Origin of the sequence: Amycolatopsis sp. NPDC088138 (genome assembly GCF_044741685.1) — a bacterium.
In the GTDB taxonomy this organism is placed as follows: domain Bacteria; phylum Actinomycetota; class Actinomycetes; order Mycobacteriales; family Pseudonocardiaceae; genus Amycolatopsis.
On sequence record NZ_JBIUTB010000002.1, the window covers coordinates 1512137 to 1529158 of the forward strand.

16 protein-coding genes are annotated in these 17022 nt (G+C 71.2%); 10 read left to right on the forward strand and 6 right to left on the reverse strand.

The genetic code is table 11. From position 1 onward, the window contains the following. Positions 1–58 precede the first annotated feature (58 nt). The gene (locus ACIOD2_RS14740; RefSeq protein ID WP_400537866.1) at positions 59–1099 is read right to left on the reverse strand and encodes a LacI family DNA-binding transcriptional regulator; all 1041 of its coding nucleotides are present in this window, start codon (positions 1097–1099) and stop codon (positions 59–61) included. A 314-nt stretch (positions 1100–1413) separates the two neighbouring features. On the opposite strand from ACIOD2_RS14740, the gene ACIOD2_RS14745 reads away from it, so the two are divergent. The 3 genes from ACIOD2_RS14745 (at position 1414) to lpdA (ending at position 4087) form a co-directional block, all read left to right on the forward strand. Then, complete coding sequence (locus ACIOD2_RS14745) at positions 1414–1818, forward strand: nitroreductase family deazaflavin-dependent oxidoreductase (protein ID WP_323334221.1); 405 nt, start codon at positions 1414–1416, stop codon at positions 1816–1818. Between the two features lie 63 nt (positions 1819–1881). After that, positions 1882–2646 carry a lysophospholipid acyltransferase family protein gene (locus ACIOD2_RS14750; RefSeq protein WP_400537868.1) on the forward strand — a complete coding sequence of 255 codons (765 nt, stop codon included), beginning with the start codon at positions 1882–1884 and terminating at the stop codon, positions 2644–2646. A 49-nt stretch (positions 2647–2695) separates the two neighbouring features. Beyond that, positions 2696–4087 carry a dihydrolipoyl dehydrogenase gene (gene lpdA, locus ACIOD2_RS14755; RefSeq protein WP_400537870.1) on the forward strand — a complete coding sequence of 464 codons (1392 nt, stop codon included), beginning with the start codon at positions 2696–2698 and terminating at the stop codon, positions 4085–4087. A gap of 47 nt (positions 4088–4134) precedes the next feature. Here lpdA and ACIOD2_RS14760 read toward each other — a convergent pair whose 3' ends face one another. Together ACIOD2_RS14760 and ACIOD2_RS14765 are read right to left on the reverse strand one after the other, a co-directional pair. Further along, positions 4135–5115: an SGNH/GDSL hydrolase family protein gene (locus ACIOD2_RS14760; protein ID WP_400537872.1), complete on the reverse strand. Its 981-nt coding sequence runs from the start codon at positions 5113–5115 to the stop codon at positions 4135–4137. Positions 5116–5201: 86 nt separating this feature from the next. Further along, positions 5202–5663, reverse strand: coding sequence for a GNAT family N-acetyltransferase (locus ACIOD2_RS14765; RefSeq protein ID WP_400537874.1), 462 nt, complete (start codon positions 5661–5663; stop codon positions 5202–5204). A gap of 48 nt (positions 5664–5711) precedes the next feature. On the opposite strand from ACIOD2_RS14765, the gene ACIOD2_RS14770 reads away from it, so the two are divergent. The 4 genes from ACIOD2_RS14770 to ACIOD2_RS14785 all read left to right on the forward strand — a co-directional run bounded on the left by ACIOD2_RS14770 (position 5712) and on the right by ACIOD2_RS14785 (position 10064). Then, positions 5712–6284 carry a nucleotidyltransferase family protein gene (locus tag ACIOD2_RS14770; RefSeq protein ID WP_400537876.1) on the forward strand — a complete coding sequence of 191 codons (573 nt, stop codon included), beginning with the start codon at positions 5712–5714 and terminating at the stop codon, positions 6282–6284. 41 nt (positions 6285–6325) lie between these two features. Beyond that, positions 6326–7228 carry an NADP-dependent oxidoreductase gene (locus tag ACIOD2_RS14775; RefSeq protein ID WP_400538058.1) on the forward strand — a complete coding sequence of 301 codons (903 nt, stop codon included), beginning with the start codon at positions 6326–6328 and terminating at the stop codon, positions 7226–7228. Between the two features lie 136 nt (positions 7229–7364). Continuing rightward, complete coding sequence (locus ACIOD2_RS14780; RefSeq protein ID WP_400537878.1) at positions 7365–9269, forward strand: S8 family serine peptidase; 1905 nt, start codon at positions 7365–7367, stop codon at positions 9267–9269. A 60-nt stretch (positions 9270–9329) separates the two neighbouring features. Continuing rightward, complete coding sequence (locus ACIOD2_RS14785) at positions 9330–10064, forward strand: SDR family oxidoreductase (protein WP_400537880.1); 735 nt, start codon at positions 9330–9332, stop codon at positions 10062–10064. Here ACIOD2_RS14785 and ACIOD2_RS14790 read toward each other — a convergent pair. Further along, positions 10061–11074 carry an SDR family oxidoreductase gene (locus tag ACIOD2_RS14790; RefSeq protein ID WP_400537882.1) on the reverse strand — a complete coding sequence of 338 codons (1014 nt, stop codon included), beginning with the start codon at positions 11072–11074 and terminating at the stop codon, positions 10061–10063. The genes ACIOD2_RS14785 and ACIOD2_RS14790 overlap by 4 nt on opposite strands. A gap of 70 nt (positions 11075–11144) precedes the next feature. Between ACIOD2_RS14790 and ACIOD2_RS14795 the strand changes: the two genes are divergently transcribed. Beyond that, positions 11145–12023, forward strand: a complete 879-nt coding sequence (locus tag ACIOD2_RS14795) for a LysR family transcriptional regulator (protein WP_400537884.1) — start codon at positions 11145–11147, stop codon at positions 12021–12023. A 208-nt stretch (positions 12024–12231) separates the two neighbouring features. Here the strand turns inward: ACIOD2_RS14795 and ACIOD2_RS14800 are convergent, their stop codons facing one another. After that, complete coding sequence (locus ACIOD2_RS14800; protein ID WP_400537886.1) at positions 12232–13671, reverse strand: ABC transporter substrate-binding protein; 1440 nt, start codon at positions 13669–13671, stop codon at positions 12232–12234. Positions 13672–13766: 95 nt separating this feature from the next. Between ACIOD2_RS14800 and ACIOD2_RS14805 the strand changes: the two genes are divergently transcribed. Beyond that, on the forward strand, positions 13767–15101 hold the full coding sequence (locus tag ACIOD2_RS14805; protein WP_400537888.1) for an LVIVD repeat-containing protein: 1335 nt from the start codon (positions 13767–13769) through the stop codon (positions 15099–15101). A gap of 75 nt (positions 15102–15176) precedes the next feature. Then, positions 15177–15365 (forward strand): hypothetical protein, encoded by a 189-nt coding sequence (locus ACIOD2_RS14810; protein ID WP_400537890.1) that lies wholly within the window; start codon positions 15177–15179, stop codon positions 15363–15365. Between the two features lie 59 nt (positions 15366–15424). Here ACIOD2_RS14810 and ACIOD2_RS14815 read toward each other — a convergent pair whose 3' ends face one another. Next, a complete protein-coding gene (locus tag ACIOD2_RS14815) occupies positions 15425–17014 on the reverse strand; it encodes a glycoside hydrolase family 13 protein (protein ID WP_400537892.1) in 1590 nt (529 codons plus the stop codon). Between the last annotated feature and the right edge of the window lie 8 nt (positions 17015–17022).

Here is a 17022-nt window from a genome sequence, read left to right on the forward strand (position 1 = left end):
GTAGGGCCTGTGCCGAGGCTCGACAAGGTCCGTCCGGGGCAGCGAAGGCCCGCCGGGGTCAGCGCTTGGGCCGCGCGGTGCTGTCCCGCAGCACGACCTCGCCCGAGAGCCGGATCGTCCGCGGCCGGCTCGCGCCGCCGCCCTTGACCGCGAGGTCCATCGCCCGCTCGCCCAGCTCCTCCAGCGGCAGCCGCACGGTGGTGAGCGCCGGGCAGAGGTCGCGCACCACCGGGATGTCGTCGAAGCCGGCGAGCGAGACGTCGCCGGGGACGGACAGGCCCGCCTCCCGCAACGCCGTCATCGCGCCGACCGCCATCACGTCGGTGACGGCGAAGATGCAGGTGGGCAGCTTGCGCTTGCGCCCCGCGAGCAGGCGTTTCGTGGCTTCGTAACCGCCGTCGCGGGTGAACGAGGCCTCGACGACGTCGTCCTCGCGCAGGTCGATGCCGTGCGCGGCGAGGCCGTCGGTGAAGCCGGCGAGCCGGTCGATGACGGTGCTCAGCCGCCGCGGCCCGGCGAGCACGGCGAACCGCTTGTGCCCGAGGCCGACCAGCGCCTTCGCGAGTTCGGCGGCGCCGCTCTTGTTGTCCGGCTGCACGGTGTCGATCTTGAGGCCGCGGTGGCGGCTGACCGCCGCGACCTGCCCGCCGCCCCGGCGGTAGGGCTCCAGCTCCGCGGCCATCGCGCGCTCCCACGCCCGGTCCTCGAACGCCGAGCCGATCAGCAGGATGGCCGCGGCCCGCTGCGCGCGCAGCGTCGAGACGTAGGCGACCTCGCGATCCGGGTCGCGGAACGTGCCGGCCAGCATCACCAGCAGCCCGTTGTCCGTGGCCACCCGCATCACGCCGCTCGCGATGGCGGCGAAGTACGGGTCGCTGACGTCGTGGCAGATCACGCCGACCGTCCGGTGCGTGCCCCCGGCGAGGGCCTGCGCGTGCGCGTTCGGGGCGTAGGCCAGCTCGGCCGCCGCCGCGGAGACCCGTTCCCGCAGGTCGGCGCGGACGGACGCGGTGCCGTTGAGCACCCGCGACGCCGTCGCGAGCGAGACGTTCGCGCTGCGTGCCACGTCTTCGAGCGTCACGTGCGGCCGGGCCTTCATGGATCCTCCAAGATCGGTCTCGGGCGTGCGGCCCGCATACCTTGCTCCTCGGGCTCGCCGGCCGCGTGGTGCTCGGTTCCGCGGGCGACGGGAACGCAATCTACTGGGGAGGAGTGCGGGAACGGAGAGGGTAAGCCCGCTCCGGTTCGCCCAGGTGGTCCGGGTGGTGGTCAGAGCCTCGGCGGTCGCCAAAACTTGCCCCGATCGAGTGAAGGGGGTGCGGGGAAGATCGGCGGCCGGCCGGGTGTTGTCCCCCAGGAGAACTCTGACGTGGTGAGTTCGCCACGTCCCGAAGATCGTGAGAGGAAGCGCCCATGCTGTTCGGTGACGAGCACGTCCGCCGCTACGAGGAGACCGACGGCGAAGTCGGCCACGACTGGAAGGACGGCGTCCCGGCGCTGGTGCTGACCACCACGGGCCGCAAGACCGGCCAGGAGCGCAAGTTCGCGCTGATCTACCAGGAGGTCGACGGCAACGCCGTGATCGTCGCGTCCAAGGGCGGCGCGCCGAACCACCCCGGCTGGTACTTCAACCTCCTCGAGCACCCCGAGGTCGGCGTCCAGGTGAAGGCCGACAAGTACCAGGCCCGCGCCCGCACGTCGTCGGGTGAGGAGCGCGCGAAGCTGTGGGACAAGCTCGCCGCCGTCTGGCCGGACTACAACGAGTACGCGAAGAAGACCGACCGCGAGATCCCCGTGGTCGTGCTCGAGCGCCTGTGATCTGCGCCGCGTTCCGCGCGCGGAGCGGCCGATCCGGCCTGCTGTCGGCTACGAATTACCTTCATGACCGACCGCTGGACCGCCCTCGACCTCGAGGGTGAGCTGCTCACCCGACGCCAGATGATCGCCTACGGCCGGCGCTTCGCCCGCGCCGGCCGTGGCGCCTGGTATAGCTTCGCGATCGAGGTCGTCTGGCAGTTCCTCGCGCAGACGACCCGGTTCCGGGTGCGGGGCTCGCGGAACATCCCGAAGACCGGCGGGGTGCTGGTGGCCTCCAACCACCTGTCGTTCGCCGACCCGACGACCCTCACGGCCTTCTGCCTCGCCGCCGGCCGCGTGCCGCGGTACCTGGCCAAGGCTTCTCTCTGGAACCTCCCTGTCGTCCGTTCGGTGATGCGCTCCGGCCGGCACATCCCGGTCTACCGCGGCGCCGTGACCGCCTCGGAGGCCTTCCGCGACGCGGTCGCGTCCGTCAACGCCGGCGAGTGTGTCGCGATCTTCCCGGAGGCGACCTTCTCCAAGGACCCCGCCGGCTGGCCGATGCGGGGCAAGACCGGCGTCGCCCGGATCGCCCTGGAGACCGGCGCGCCGGTGATCCCGGTGGCCAACTGGGGCACGCACCGCCTGCTGCCGGCCACCGCGTGGTTCCCCCGCGGCCTGCCGCGCAAGACCGTCGAGCTGGTCGCCGGGCCGCCCGTCGACCTCTCCGATCTCGCCGGCCGCGAGCTGACCCGCGCGGTGCTGGAGGAGGCGACGGCCCGCATCATGGCGGCGGTGACCGACCTGCTCGTGACGCTGCGCGGCGAGCGCCCGCCGGTCGCCGCCTGAGGCCCGGGTCACCCCGCCGGGCGAGGCGCGGGAGGGTAGTTTCGGACGTATGAGTGCACAACACTTTGATGTCGTCGTGCTGGGGGCCGGGGTAGGTGGCTACGTCGCGGCGATCCGGGCGTCCCAGCTGGGGCTCAGCGCCGCCGTGGTCGAGGAGAAGTACTGGGGCGGGGTCTGCCTGAACGTCGGGTGCATCCCGTCGAAGGCACTGCTGCGCAACGCCGAGCTGGCGCACGTGGTGACGCAGGAGGCGAAGGCGTTCGGCATCTCGTCCGACAGCCCGATCCGTGTCGACTACACGGCCGCCTACGAGCGCAGCCGCAAGGTCGCCGACGGGCGCGTCAAGGGCGTGCACTTCCTGATGAAGAAGAACAAGATCACCGAGTTCGACGGGCACGGCACGTTCGTCGACGACCACACCCTCGAGGTGAACGGGGATCGCCTCACGTTCGGCCACTGCATCATCGCGACGGGCGCGACGACCCGCCTGCTGCCGGGGACATCCCGCAGCTCCCGCGTGGTCACCTACGAAGAGCAGATCCTCTCCAGTGAGCTGCCGTCGAGCATCATCATCGCCGGGGCCGGCGCGATCGGTGTCGAGTTCGCCTACGTGCTCCACAACTACGGCGTCGACGTCACTATCGTCGAGTTCCTCGACCGGATGGTCCCGCTGGAGGACGCCGACGTCTCGGCGGAGCTGGCCAAGCGGTACCGCAAGCTCGGCATCAAGGTGCTGACCTCGACCCGCGTCGAGTCGATCGACGAGTCGGACGCGTCGGTGCACGTGACGGTGTCCTCGGAGAAGGACGGCACGCAGGTCCTCGAGGCCGAGAAGGTCCTGCAGGCCATCGGCTTCCAGCCGCGTGTCGAGGGCTACGGCCTGGAGAACACCGGCGTCGCGCTGACCGACCGCGGTGCCATCGCGATCGACGGCCGCGGCCGCACCAACGTCGACCACATCTTCGCGATCGGCGACGTGACGGCGAAGCTGATGCTGGCGCACGCTTCGGAGTCGATGGGCGTGGTCGCGGCGGAGACGATCGCGGGCGCCGAGACGATGGAGCTCGACTTCCCGATGATCCCGCGCGCGACCTACTGCCAGCCCCAGATCGCCAGCTTCGGCTGGACCGAGGCGCAGGCCCGCGAGAAGGGCTACGACGTCCAGGTCGCGAAGTTCCCCTTCACCGCCAACGGAAAGGCCCAGGGCTTGGGCGACGCCGGCGGTTTCGTGAAGCTGATCAGCGACGCGAAGTACGGCGAGCTGATCGGCGGTCACCTCATCGGGCCGGACGTCACGGAGCTGCTCCCGGAGCTGACGCTGGCGCAGCAGTGGGACCTGACCGTGCACGAGGTCTCCCGCAACGTGCACGCGCACCCGACGCTGGGTGAAGCGGTGAAGGAAGCCCTGCACGGCCTCGCGGGGCACATGATCAACATGTAGTCCGGTGCCCTGCTCCGACCGGCCCGGCCGGTCGGAGCAGGGAGCGGTCACAACCCGGCCGTGCGGGCCATCCTCGCCACCTGATCCGGCTGAGCCGCGTCGCGGGCCGTCGGTGCTCCGGACTTCCCCCGCACTCCCAGCGCTTTCGCGATCAGGGCCGCTTCCGCTTCCATGCCCGCCCGGTACGGGTGGAACGCCGCCGCCGCGAACAGGTTCGTCGACTGACCGGCGACCCAGGCCGCGTCGCCCGCGCACGCGTCGTGGCCCAGGCTCGGGCCGTACGTGTCCACGAACTGCGCCTTCTCCTGCTTCGCCGCCGACTCGATCGCCGCGTTCAGCGCGCGCTCCACCTGATCCGCCCAGGCGTAGTCGCCATCGGACAACGGCACCACCGACGGGCAGTAGCCGTGCGGCGGGACCAGCCGCGGGTAGCCGACCAGCACGATCTTCGCGCCGGGCGAGTGCTCGCGGACGCCTCGGATCACCTTCGCCACGTTGTGGCCCGTGTGCTGGACCGCTGCCGTCATCGTGTCCACGCCGCCGACCGTGTAGTGCGCCTTGCACGGCGAGCCCGCCGGATCCGCCGCGCGCAGCGTCGGGCACGTGCCGACCAGGGAACCGAAGACGCCGTAGTCGTTGCCGCCGATGCCGATCGTCACCAGGTCCGTGTCGAGGGTCAGCGCGTCGAACTGCGGGCTCTGGGTGCTCAGCGGGATGTCCGGCGACGGGGTCACCTGGGCCGCGGTCATGTTCGTCGTGTCCGCCGACGAGCAGCTCGCGTCGGTGAACCCGCCGGGTGCGTCGTAGAGCCCCAGCCGGGTCGCCAGCCACGACGGGTAGTTGTTGTTCGAGCGGAAGCACCAGCTCGCCCGCTGCCACGGGATCAGCGGCCCGGCGGTGTAGGAGTCCCCGAGCGCGACGTACCTGCCGAACGAGGGCGCGGCGGAAGCGGCCGGGGCCGCGGCGGTGAGGCCGACGAGACCGGCGAGCACGAGCGACAGGACGGCGACCGGGGAACGGCGGCGCATGGGCGACCTCTTCGTCGGCGGCGAGTGGAACGATCACCGCACCCTGGCTCACCGGGTCACCTGCTCACAAGAGACATGAGATTCTTTCACGTTAAAGTCTCCCGCAGGTGGGGGATGGTGAAGACGACCTCGGGTCGCGCCCAGGTGATCTTCGGGGGTCTCGGCGGGATCGTGCCGGTGCGCCGCGCGCCCATGCGGAGGTAGAACCCCAGGGCGGGCGGGTGCGAGACGACGCGGACGGTCCGCATCCCGCGCGAGCGGGCTTCGGCGAACATGTGCGTGACGAGCCGGCCGCCGAGGCCGAGCCCCTGGGCGGTGTCCGCGACGAACATGATGTCGAGTTCCGGTGGTTCTTCGAGGAGCGCGTAGAAACCCAGGAGTTCCTCGCCGGCCATGGCGGCGAAGGCCGGGTTGGTCTCGACGTAGGCGGGCGTGACGGAGTAGCCGTCGAGGATGGACGCGTATTCGCCTTGGTAGGCGGAAGAAGCGTGCATCAGGGCGGTGAAGGACGCTGCTTGGGATCCGGTGGCCCGGACGATGTCGACCATGCTGCGCACCCTACGAACGACGTCCGACAGTTTCGGTAGGGTCGGGAGATGGCGGATCTCGATCGGCTCCGGGATGTGTTGCGGCACAACGGAATACTCGGCGAAATTCTCGAACGGGTGACAGTTCTCGGGCTGCCGGACTGGTACCTCACCGCCGGGTGTGTGGTGCAGACCGTGTGGAACGTCCTCACCGGGCGTGAAGCCGCCGAGGGGATCAAGGACTACGACCTCTTCTACCACGACGCCACGGACTTGAGCTGGACCGCGGAGGACCGCGTGATCAAGGCGGTCGCCCGGGTGTGCGGAGACCTGCCGGTCGAGGTGGAAGTCCGCAACGAGGCTCGCGTGCATCTCTGGTACGAAGACAAGTTCGGCGTTCCGTGCCCGCCGTTCGCCAGTACGGAAGCCGCCATCAACGCCTTTCCCGCGGTCTGCTCCTGCATCGGCGTGCGGCTCGAACCCGATGGGCGAACGCACGTCTACGCACCTCATGGCTGTGACGACCTCTTCGCGCTCGTCGTCCGGCCGAACGACGTGCTCGCACCGAGGGAGGTCTTCGAACGCAAGGTCGCCAGGTGGCGGCGGCGCTGGCCGGAACTCACGGTGTTGACCTCCAGTTAGCTCGAAGTACCAAGCTGAAGGCCGACAACCTGGAGGGATCCATGAAAGCCGCAGCGTTCACCGAGTTCGGCGGTCCTGAAGTGCTCCGCGTGCTCGAACTGCCCGAGCCGCACGCCGGGCCGGGAGAGGTTCGGGTGCGGGTCAAGGCCGCCGGGGTGCAGCCTTACGATGCCGCCGTGCGGGCCGGGTGGGAGCCGCCCGGCCTGGCCTTGAGCTGGCCGCGTGTGCCCGGGAACGAGTTCGCGGGGATCGTCGACGAAAGCGGCTCGGACATCGCCGTGGGCACCGAAGTGCTCGGTTTCACCGCCGTGCGGGCCGCCGCCGAATTCATCGTTGTGCCCGCTTCCGACGTCACGCCGAAACCGCCCGAAATGCCGTGGGAGGTGGCCGGCGGGTTCACCGCGGGGACGCAGACCGCCTCGATCGCCCTTGAAGCGCTGCAACTGAAAGAAGGGGAAACGCTGCTCGTCCACGGCGCCGCCGGGGCGGTCGGCACCGCGGCCGTCCAGCTGGCGAAACTGCGTGGTGCCACCGTGGTCGGCACCGCGAGCGAGGCCAACCAGGACTACGTCCGTTCGCTGGGCGCGACCGCCGTCGTGTACGGCGACGGGCTGAAGGAACGTGTCGAGGCCGCCGCGCCGCAGGGGATCGACGTCGTGCTCGACGGGGCCGGCGGGGTCGCCCTGGAGCTGTCACTCGAACTGGTGAAGCGACGCGACCGCATCCTGACGCTCGTCGAGCACGGGAAAGCGGCGGAACTGGGCGTGCTCGTCTCGAAGTCCGGACGCTCGTCGGCGCGGCTCGCCGAACTGGCCGCGCTCTACGCCAAGGGTGACTTGCGGTTCCACGTTCGCCGTACATACCCGTTCAGCGAGGCGGCCGCCGCGCATCGCGAGATCGAGACCGGGCACGGCCGGGGGAAAATCGTTCTCATGTTTCCCTGATCGTTCCACGATGTGGACGGGCGGACGTTCCCGACTTTGGTCGCTGGACCGGTGATCGGTGACTCCTTAGATTCTCCCCATTACACCCGGTTGGGTGTCATACGGCCGGGTGGCCAAGTACCACAGGGAGAAATCGATGGTGAGATTCAGCCGGGTCGCCGCGCACGCGGTTCCGCTGACGGTCGGGGCCTTGCTGCTCTCGACGGGGGTCGCCGCGGCCCAGCCGTCCACGGTGGACGCCGCGACCGCGCGCACCGAGGCGGGCATCAGCGCGCTGCAGGGCATCAAGAAGAGCCTGACCCCGGCCGAGCGCAAGCAATCGAGCCAGCTGGTCGTCGAGAAGCGGTTGCGGGCCGACCGTTCCCTGGCGGCGAAGCTGCCGGAATACCGCTCCGGCGTCGGTGTCAGCACCGCCGGCACCGTCTCGGTCGACATCGCCTCCTTCCGTGACCAGGCCGTCTCGGACGCGGTCAAGGCGGCCGGCGGCACCGTCCGCTACGCGGCGGCGAATGCCGTCCGTGCGGACCTGCCGCTGTCCGCCCTGGACACGATCGCCGGGCGCGCGGACGTCGCCGAGGTCAAGCCCGCCGCCCAGGCCACCACCTGGAGCGAGCCGGGCAACCGCGACCTGCGCCAGACGCTCGCCGCCAAGGCCGCCGCCGCGACCGTGGTGTCCGAAGGGGACAAGGCCCACGGCACCGACACCGCCCGCACCACCTACGGCGTCAGCGGCTCCGGCGTGAAGGTCTGCGTGCTCTCCGACGGCGTCGACTCGCTCACGAAGTCCCAGACCGCCGGTGAGCTGCCCGCGGTCGACGTCCTGTCCGGCCAGAAGGGCAGCGGCGACGAGGGCACCGCGATGCTCGAGATCGTCCACGACCTCGCGCCCGACGCCACCCTCGGCTTCGCGACCGCCTTCACCAGCGAAGCCAGCTTCGCCGCGAACATCCGCGCGCTGCGCACCACGAGCCACTGCCAGATCATCGTCGACGACGTCTCCTACTTCGACGAGTCGCCGTTCCAGGACACCCAGGTCGCGCAAGCCGTCAACGACGTCACCGCGGCCGGCGTCCTGTACTTCTCCTCGGCCGGCAACTCGGGTAACGCGACCGACGGCACCAGCGGCTACTACGAGGGTGACTTCCGCGCGTCCTCGGCGAAGATCACCGGCGTCACCGGCACGCCGCACGACTTCGACCCGAGCGCCACCACGCAGAACTTCGACGCCCTTTCGGCGGGCTCGCTCGGCAAGCCGGTGACGCTGTTCTGGTCCGACCCGTGGGGCCGCTCCGCCAACGACTACGACCTGTTCATCCTGAACTCGGCGGGCAGCGTCGTGGCCTCGAGCGAGAACGGCCAGTCCGGCTCGCAGAACCCGTACGAGATCGCCAGCGTGCCCACTACCGGCTCCGGCTACAAGGTCGCCGTCGTGAAGTACAGCGGCGCCGACCGGTTCATCGCGCTCAACGTGATCCGCGGCCGGTTCGTCGCCTCGGGCTCACTCAAGGCGTTCAGCACCAACGGTGTCACCAACGGGCACTCGTCCGCCGCCAGCGCGTTCAGCGTGGCGGCTGCCCCGGCGGCGGGCGCGTTCACCCGGCCGCTGGAGACCGGCGACCCGGCGAACCCGGCCGGCCCGTACCCCGGCGTGTTCACCGCGTCGAGCAAGTGGGAGCGGTTCTCCTCCGACGGCAAGCGGCACCTGTTCTACAACGCCGACGGCACCGCGATCACCGCGGGCAACGTGTCCTCGACCGGCGGCACGACGCGCGACAAGCCGGACATCACGGCGGCCGACGGCGTGTCGACCTCGGTGACGGGCTTCCAGCCGTTCTTCGGGACGTCGGCGGCGGCCCCGCACGCGGCGGCCATCGCGGCGCTGCTGCTGGCGGGTAAGCCGACGGCGACCCCGGCGCAGATCCGCACGGCGCTGGTCTCGAGCGCGATCGACCTGGGCACACCCGGGTTCGACACGGTGACCGGCAACGGCCTGATCATGACCGGCCCGGCGCTCGCCGCGCTCGGGGTCCAGCCGAAGTAGATCCTTCTCGCGAAGAGGGCCCGGCACTCGCCGGGCCCTCTTTTCGTTAGGGTCGGCGGCATGGTGAAGACAGCGGTGGTGACCGGGGCCGGTTCGGGGATCGGCCGGGCCGTGGCCCGGGCTCTGCTCGACGACGGCTGGCAGGTCGCGCTCGCCGGGCGCCGGGCCGACGCGCTGACCGAGACGGCCGCGGGCTCTCCGAACGCCCTCGCCGTGCCCACCGACGTCTCCGACGAAGACTCCGTCGAAGCGCTCTTCGACGCCGTCCGCGACCGGTGGGGGCGGCTCGACCTGCTGGTCAACAACGCCGGGATCGGGGCGGGCGGGACCGTCGCCGACCTGTCCGTCGCGGACTGGAAGCGGACCGTCGACGTCAACCTCACCGGGATGTTCCTCTGCGCCCAGCAGGCCGTGCGGCTGATGAAGGACCAGGACCCGCGGGGCGGCCGGATCGTCAACAACGGCTCGATCTCCGCGCACGCGCCGCGGCCGGCGAGTGTCGCCTACACCGCCACCAAGCACGCCGTCACCGGCCTGACCCGGTCGATCTCGCTGGACGGCCGGGCCTGGAACGTCGCCTGCGGGCAGATCGACATCGGCAACGCCGCCACCGAGATGACCGAGCGGATGGCCGCCGGCATCCCGCAGGCCGACGGCCGGATCCTGGCCGAGCCGACCTTCGACGTCCGGCACGTCGCCGACGCCGTGCGCTACATGGCCGGCCTGCCGCTCGACACGAACGTCCAGTTCCTCACCGTCACCGCGACGGCCATGCCGTTCATCGGCCGGGGCTAGGGGATCACCCGCGCCTTCCGGAACTCGTCGAAGAGCCGGTAGAACATCTGCTCCGTCTCGACGTAGGTGTGGAAGCCCGCGCGGCGTGACTTCGACGTGTCGGCGAACACGTCGTAGTCCCAGCCGAACACGAAGTCGCCGAACGCCCAGGACGCCGAGACGTCCGCGTAGGACGCCGTGAGGCCGTGCTTCCCGGCCATCGACGTCCACAGTGGACCCTTGTCGGCCATCACGTCGGACAGCGACATCCGCAACGGCGGCGCGACGTCGAGGTCGAAGTACGCGGCCAGTTTCGGCCAGAGCTCGCGCCAGCGGAACAGGTCACCGTTCGCGATGTTGAACGCGCCCCGCTGCCCGGTCGCCCAGACCGTCGCCTCGGCCAGCAGGCCCGCGTCCGTCATCTCCAGCAGGCTGTCGTACGCGCCGGGTTTGCCCGGGAACCGCAGCGGCAGGCCGAGTTCCTTCGAAATCGACGCGTAGACCGCGATCACCAGCGCGAGGTTCATCGGGTTGCCCAGCGCGGTGCCGCCGACCACCGACGGCCGGATCGCCGACCACGTCCACGGCCCCTGCCGCCGCTCCAGGACCTGCTGCTGGTCGACGTTGAACTCCGGCGGCATGTGCCCGGCGTCGGACTCGCGGGCCGGCGTCTTGAACGGGCCCAGGTGCGCGCCGTAGACCTTGTACCCCTGCATCAGGCTGACGTGCTCGAGGGCGGACGGCGCCAGGGCGTCGACAAGATTGGTCAGCATCGCCACGTTCGGTGCGACCAGCTCGCTCCACGACGGTTTGTCCTGGTAGGCGGCGTAGAACAGGTGGGTCGTGCCGGTCAGTTCGCCGACCTTCGCGCGGGTGTCGGCCGGGTCGAGCAGGTCGACGGCGACGTTCCCGGGCCCGCCGCGCCGGGAGAGGCCGACGACGTCCCAGCCGCCCGCCGCGCGCAGGTGCTCGACGAGGTTCTTGCCGATGATCCCGTTCGCCCCGGCCACCAGGGCTGCCTTGCGTTCCATGAGACCAGCCTGCGCAACCTCGTGAGATAAGTCCAAAGCTTAGTTGTCAGGCCAGCGATAAGCTGTGTTCATGACGAGTCTGCGGCAGCTCGAATACCTGGTCACGGTGGTCGACACCGGGTCGTTCACGCGCGCGGCGGAGCAACTGCACGTGACGCAACCCGCGTTGTCGCACCAGATGCGGGCGCTGGAGCAGAGCGTCGGCGGCTCGCTGCTCGAACGGCTGCCGCGCGCGGTCCGGCTCACGCCGATGGGCCGGGCGATGCTGCCGCACGCGCGGGCGGCCCTGGCCGACGCCGAGCGAGCGCGCTGCGCCGCGCGGCTCGCGTCCGGCACGACGGCGGGCGAGCTTCAGGTCGCGACGGTGTACTCGGTCAGCCTCGGCGTGCTGCCGCCCGCACTGCGGGTGTGGCGGCGCGACCGGCCCGGCGTGGACGTCCGGCTGATCGAATTCCGGCACGCCGACGAGCTGCGCGACGCGATGGCCGCGGGCGAAGCCGACGTCGCCCTCGGCCCGCTGCCCGCCGGCTGGACCGGGCCGGTGCGCACGCTGGGTGTCGAGGAGTTCGTGGTCGTGCTGCCCGCCGACGGCGCTTCGGAGGATGACACGACCGGCGTCGTCGATCTGGCGACGCTCGCCGACTGCGCCTGGGTGCACTACGCGCCGGGCAACGGCCTGGCCGAGCTGGTCGACACGACGTGCGCGGCGGCGGGCTTCCGGCCGCGCGCGGCGGTCCGCACCGAGCAGACGGCGGCCGCGCCGATCCTCGCGGCGGCCGGGCTGGGGCCGGCGCTGGTCCCGGCGAACGTCCTCCCGGCGCGGTTCGACGGCCGGGTGCTGCGGCCGTCGGTGCCGGTGCGGCGGACGTTGGCGGCGTACACGCGGACGGCGCCGGATCCGCTGACCGCGGCGTTCATCGAGACGCTGGTCGAGCACGCCACGGTCTAGCGCAGGCGGTCGTGCCATGGGTGCGTGTTCCGAGCGCGTCCGCGAGCCACCGCCGCTGAGCGACGTCCAGCACCGGCAGGGCAGCAGCGAAATCCTGCTCGTCCTTGGGCGGGGCCGGCCGGACTTGGAGCCGCAATCCACCATGGTGCCCGGACCTGCGAAAACAGTTCGACCACCTCGGACAGCGGCGCCGGGTCCCAGGGGCCGGTCAGGACGTGGTGATCCCGGCCAGGACCGGGCCGGTGAACGGTGTTGTCGTGACGGCGCGGACCCGTTCGCTCCAGACCGCGTGGCCGTGGCCGGACCAGAGTGGGGCCACTGGAAGGTCGCGCAGCAGCTGGTTCTCCGCCAGGCGGTAGAGCTCGCCGGCCTCGTCGGCCGTGGCCGCCGCGTCGGCGAGGGACAGGTTCTGGCGGAAGATCTCGTCGGTGTAGCCCGATGCCTCGGCGAGCGTCGACAGCAGCTCGTACGGGCTCGGCGTCGCCAGCTTGACGTCCAGTGTGGACGGTCCGTCGAGCGGTCCGGCGGCCGGCCGTGCTTGCGCCGTCACCGAAACGTCCAGTGCCTTGTGGAGGCCGACGGCCAGGGTGCGAGTCCACTCCTCGGCGCCTGGTCCGAAGTAGACGGTCGCGCCGCCGGGGAAGGACGCCTGCTTGAGCAGCGCCTTGCCGGCCGGTGCGTCGAAGCTGCACGGGCGGCACGTGCCCGTGCGCTCGCCCGGCGCGTCCGCCGGGGGCAGCAGGGCCTTGGCCGGGTCGACCTGGTGGGCCAGCGGTCCGGCCTCCAGGGCCGCGCGGTCGACGCCGAGCGCGAAACCGTGGCGGACGGTCGCGTCGGCGAAAGCGGGTGAGGTCACCGGGAAGGCGAGGTAACCGGCCTGCGGCAGCGCCCACGTCGCGTGGCGGTCGCCGAACTCGTGGATGGCCTCGTGCTTCTCGCCGGGGACCTCCGTCGCGAGGTCGAGCGTGCCCGCCTTGACCGCGTCGTACTGGGCTGCCGGCTCGCCGACGCGCAGGTCGATCTCCGCGGTACCGCCCTCGCCGACGCGTTTCAGCGTGCCGCCCGAACCGGGCTTCCACGGTCTGTCGAGACGGTACGGGCCGTTGCCGACCGGCGCCTTCGCGAAGCCGTTCCAGTCGCGGGAGGCGAGCACCGACGCGGGCAGCGGCACCAGGCCCGGTGCCGACAGCAGCGCCGGGACCTGGCCGGACGGGCGGTCGAGGGTCAGCGTGAGGACGTCCGGGCTCGTTGCCTTGATCTCCTGGGCGCGCAACAGCTTCGTGAGCACCGGTGACGACACCCAGTGCTCGGCGGCGACCGCCTTCCAGGTGTCCACATAGGACTGCGCCGTGACGGGGGTGCCGTCGTGGAACTTCGCGGGCCGCAGCTTGACCGTCCAGCGCACCCGGTCGGTGCTCTCGATCGACGCGGCCGCGCGAGGAGTCACCTTGCCGGTGGCGGCGTCGTAGTCGGCGAGTGGGGTCCACAGTGCGCCGGTCACCAGCCGGCCCGCCTGGTCGGCGAGGTCGGCGGGCAGCAGCGTCGCGGGCTCCCGGATGCCGACGGACAGGACGCCGGGGGCCGGGCCGGGGTCGGAGCACCCCGCGACGGCGAGGGCCAGGACGGCTAACAGGGCGAGCAAGCGCATGCGCCAGTCCTACCAGTCAGGAGGCAACCAAAGGCGGTTGTGTCCGGTTGATCTCCGTCGTACGGTTCGGGAGATCACGCCCTTTGGGAGGTTTCGTGCGCACCTGGCTACGGACGTGTTTCGCCGCCGTCACCGTCAGTGCCACCCTGGTCGCGACCGGGTTGCCGGCCGCCGCCTGCGGCGAGGACGACAAACCCGCGACCCCGGCCACGCGGACGGCGGGTGACCCCGGCGCGATCAAGAACGTGAAGGCCGTGGGCAACGTGCCCGACGCGGCCGGCGCCATCTCGATCAACTTCCTCGACTACGGCCGCCGCGACGTCATGGTGGTCTCCGGCGAGTTCGGCCTGAAGGTCTACGACCTGACGAAGAACCCGGCCGCGCCGAAGCTGGTCGGGCAGGTCAGCATGCCCGGGCTGTGGGAGACCGAGGACACCGAGGTCGACCGGAACCGCAAGCTGGTGTTCCTGTCGCGCGACCCGCGCGCGTTCGAGGGCAACACCCACACCGGCGAGTCCGGCATCTACGTCGTCGACGTCTCGAAGCCCGAGGCGCCGTCGATCCTCAGCTACGTCAAGGTCCCGGCCGGGCACACCACCAGCTGCGTCGACGGCTGCCGCTACCTGTGGACCGGCGGCCCGGCGAAGGCCGACGACCAGCCCGCGGACTGGGGCGGGCGGCCGATCTGGGTCACCGACATCCGCGACCCGCGGCACCCGAAGGTGAACCCGGAGCCGATCGAGCTGGCCCGCAACGACGGCAAGACCGACTACGTGCACGACGTCCAGGTGGACGACAACGGCGTGGCCTGGGTTTCTGGCCGCGGCGGGGTCCGCGGTTACTGGACGTCCGGGCTGCACCGCGACCCGCTGTCGAACCGGGTCCGCCGCGCGACGGCGCACGAGCCGATCCCGTACGCCGGTGGCGGTATCGCGGAGACGGCCGCGCCGTCCCGGTTCATGCACAACAGCTTCCACCCGGCCGGCTCCCGCGCCGGTGACGGCGCGTGGCGCGGGCAGGACCTGATCTACGCGACGGAAGAGAACTTCGTCGACGGCTGCGCGGGCGACGGCGTCCTCACGATCTCGTCGCTTTCCGGGTCGTACCACGGCGAAGGCTGGCGTTCGACGCCCGAGCAGCCCTTCCGGCTGCAGAGCGTCGGCACCTGGGGCGTCAACGGCCAGGAGGGCAGCGACCCCGCCTCCGACGACTGCTCCGCGCACTACTTCGACGTCCGCGGCAAGATCCTGGTGCAGTCGTTCTACGCGCAGGGCACGCGGTTCCTCGACGTCAGCGACCCGACGAACCCGCGCCAGATCGCCTACTACCGGCCGGGTGACGCGAGCGCGTGGGCGCCGTACTGGCACGGGAAGTACGTGTACGTCGCGGACAACGTGCGCGGGGTCGACGTGCTGCAGCTGACGAAGTAACCGCAACTTTCGGTGGTCCCGCGTGGGCACCTTCCGCCGTAGCGGCGGCGGGTGCCCGCGCGTTTTGCTGAGGGCATGGTCAAACCACGTTCGAAGGGCACCCGGGTCGTCGCACTCGCCGTCGCGGCCATGCTGATCAGCGGCGGAGCGGCCGGCCTGACCGCGGGCAACCACCAGGCGGCCGCCACGATCAGCTCGGCCGTCGCGATCCTGGGCGGGCTGGTCATGCTGCGCATCGCCGCTGCTCGCCCGGGCAAGTCCTAAAGCCGTGAATGGCCCATTGAGGGACTCTAAGTCCCTCAATGGGCCATTCACGGCACTTGTCAGGAGGTGCGGAGCCAGACTGCGGTGTCCGTGGGGAGCTCGGTCGAGATCGGGCCGCTCGCCAGCAGGACTTCTCCGGCAGGTAGCGGTACCGGGGAAGCCGAGAAGTTCAGCACGAACGTGAAGCCCGGCTCGCGGGTGAAGGCCAGGACACCCTCCCCGAGGGACAGCCACTCCAGGCCGCCTGCGCCCAACGCTGCCTGCTCTTCCCGGATGCGCAGGCCGTCGCGGTACAGCGACAGCATCGACGTCGGGTCCGCCGCTTCCGCAGAAGCCGTGTAAGCGCTCCAAGCGGCAGGCTGCGGGAGCCACGCGTCACCCGTGCCGAAGCCGAACGGGGGCTCGGAGCCCGACCACGGGATCGGGACGCGGCAGCCGTCGCGGCCCGGGTCGGTGCCGTTCGTGCGGGCCCACACCGGGTCCTGGCGCAGCTCGTCCGGGATGTCCTGGATCTCCCAGAGTCCCAGCTCCTCGCCCTGGTAGACGTACAGCCCGCCGGGCAGGGCCAGCGTCAGCAGCGCCGCCGCCCGGGCCCGCCGGGTGCCCAGCTCGCGGTCCACCGGCAGCTCGTGCAGGCGGTTCGCGAAGCTGAACCCGGTGTCGCCCTGGCGGCCGTACCGCGTGACGTGCCGGGTGACGTCGTGGTTCGACAGCACCCACGCCGCCGGGGCGCCGACCTCGTCGTGCGCCAGCAGCGTGCGGGTGATGACGTCGCGGAAGCGCCCGGCGTCCCACGGGCAGACCAGGAAGTCGAAGTTGAACGCCGAGTGCAGCTCGTCGCGGCGCAGGTAGCGCGCCGCCCGGGACATGTCCGGCAGCCACATCTCGCCGACCAGCACGCGCTCGCCCGCGTAGCTGTCGGCGATCTTGCGCCACGACCGGTAGATCTCGTGCAGGCCCTCCATGTCGGAGAACGGCGTCTCGTCACCGTCCTCGACGTCCGGCAGCCGCGGGTCCTTGACCAGCCCGTCGGCGACGTCGATGCGGAAGCCGTCGACCCCGCGGTCGAACCAGAACCGCAGCACGTCCTCGAACTCCGCGCGGATGTCCGGGTTCTCCCAGTTGAAGTCCGGCTGGCGCGAGCTGTAGAGGTGCAGGAACCACTCGCCGTCCGGCACGCGCGTCCACGCGGGCCCGCCGAAGCGCGACTTCCAGTTGTTCGGCGGCTCGGCGCCGTCCGGGCCGCGGCCGGGCCGGAACCAGAACCGCTGCCGCTCCGGCGAACCCGGGCCGGCCGCGAGCGCGGCCTGGAACCACCGGTGCTCGTCGGAGCAGTGGTTGGGCACGATGTCGATGATCACCCTGATGTTCCGGGCGTGGGCTTCGGCGAGCAGCTCCTCGGCCTCGGCGAGGGTGCCGAACAACGGCTCGATGTCGCGGAAGTCGGCGACGTCGTAGCCGCCGTCGTCCATCGGTGACGGGTACCACGGGGTGAACCAGATCGCGTCGATCCCCAGCTGCGCCAGGTGGTCCAGGCGGGCGCGGACGCCGGCGAGGTCGCCGATGCCGTCGCCGTTGCCGTCCGCGAAGCTGCGGATGTAGACCTGGTAGATCGCCGCGCTACGCCACCAGCCGGTCTTGTCGGTCACGGAAGTGC

Excerpts from the sequence above, each read along its gene's own strand:
- ACIOD2_RS14740 (WP_400537866.1), bottom strand. The coding sequence starts at position 1,099 with ATGAAGGCCCGGCCGCACGTGACGCTCGAAGACGTGGCACGCAGCGCG.
- ACIOD2_RS14810 (WP_400537890.1), top strand. The coding sequence starts at position 15,177 with ATGGTCAAACCACGTTCGAAGGGCACCCGGGTCGTCGCACTCGCCGTC.
- ACIOD2_RS14775 (WP_400538058.1), top strand. The coding sequence starts at position 6,326 with ATGAAAGCCGCAGCGTTCACCGAGTTCGGCGGTCCTGAAGTGCTCCGC.
- ACIOD2_RS14750 (WP_400537868.1), top strand. The coding sequence starts at position 1,882 with ATGACCGACCGCTGGACCGCCCTCGACCTCGAGGGTGAGCTGCTCACC.
- ACIOD2_RS14785 (WP_400537880.1), top strand. The coding sequence starts at position 9,330 with ATGGTGAAGACAGCGGTGGTGACCGGGGCCGGTTCGGGGATCGGCCGG.
- ACIOD2_RS14795 (WP_400537884.1), top strand. The coding sequence starts at position 11,145 with ATGACGAGTCTGCGGCAGCTCGAATACCTGGTCACGGTGGTCGACACC.
- ACIOD2_RS14790 (WP_400537882.1), bottom strand. The coding sequence starts at position 11,074 with ATGGAACGCAAGGCAGCCCTGGTGGCCGGGGCGAACGGGATCATCGGC.
- ACIOD2_RS14770 (WP_400537876.1), top strand. The coding sequence starts at position 5,712 with ATGGCGGATCTCGATCGGCTCCGGGATGTGTTGCGGCACAACGGAATA.
- ACIOD2_RS14760 (WP_400537872.1), bottom strand. The coding sequence starts at position 5,115 with ATGCGCCGCCGTTCCCCGGTCGCCGTCCTGTCGCTCGTGCTCGCCGGT.
- ACIOD2_RS14800 (WP_400537886.1), bottom strand. The coding sequence starts at position 13,671 with ATGCGCTTGCTCGCCCTGTTAGCCGTCCTGGCCCTCGCCGTCGCGGGG.
- lpdA (WP_400537870.1), top strand. The coding sequence starts at position 2,696 with ATGAGTGCACAACACTTTGATGTCGTCGTGCTGGGGGCCGGGGTAGGT.
- ACIOD2_RS14745 (WP_323334221.1), top strand. The coding sequence starts at position 1,414 with ATGCTGTTCGGTGACGAGCACGTCCGCCGCTACGAGGAGACCGACGGC.
- ACIOD2_RS14765 (WP_400537874.1), bottom strand. The coding sequence starts at position 5,663 with ATGGTCGACATCGTCCGGGCCACCGGATCCCAAGCAGCGTCCTTCACC.
- ACIOD2_RS14780 (WP_400537878.1), top strand. The coding sequence starts at position 7,365 with ATGGTGAGATTCAGCCGGGTCGCCGCGCACGCGGTTCCGCTGACGGTC.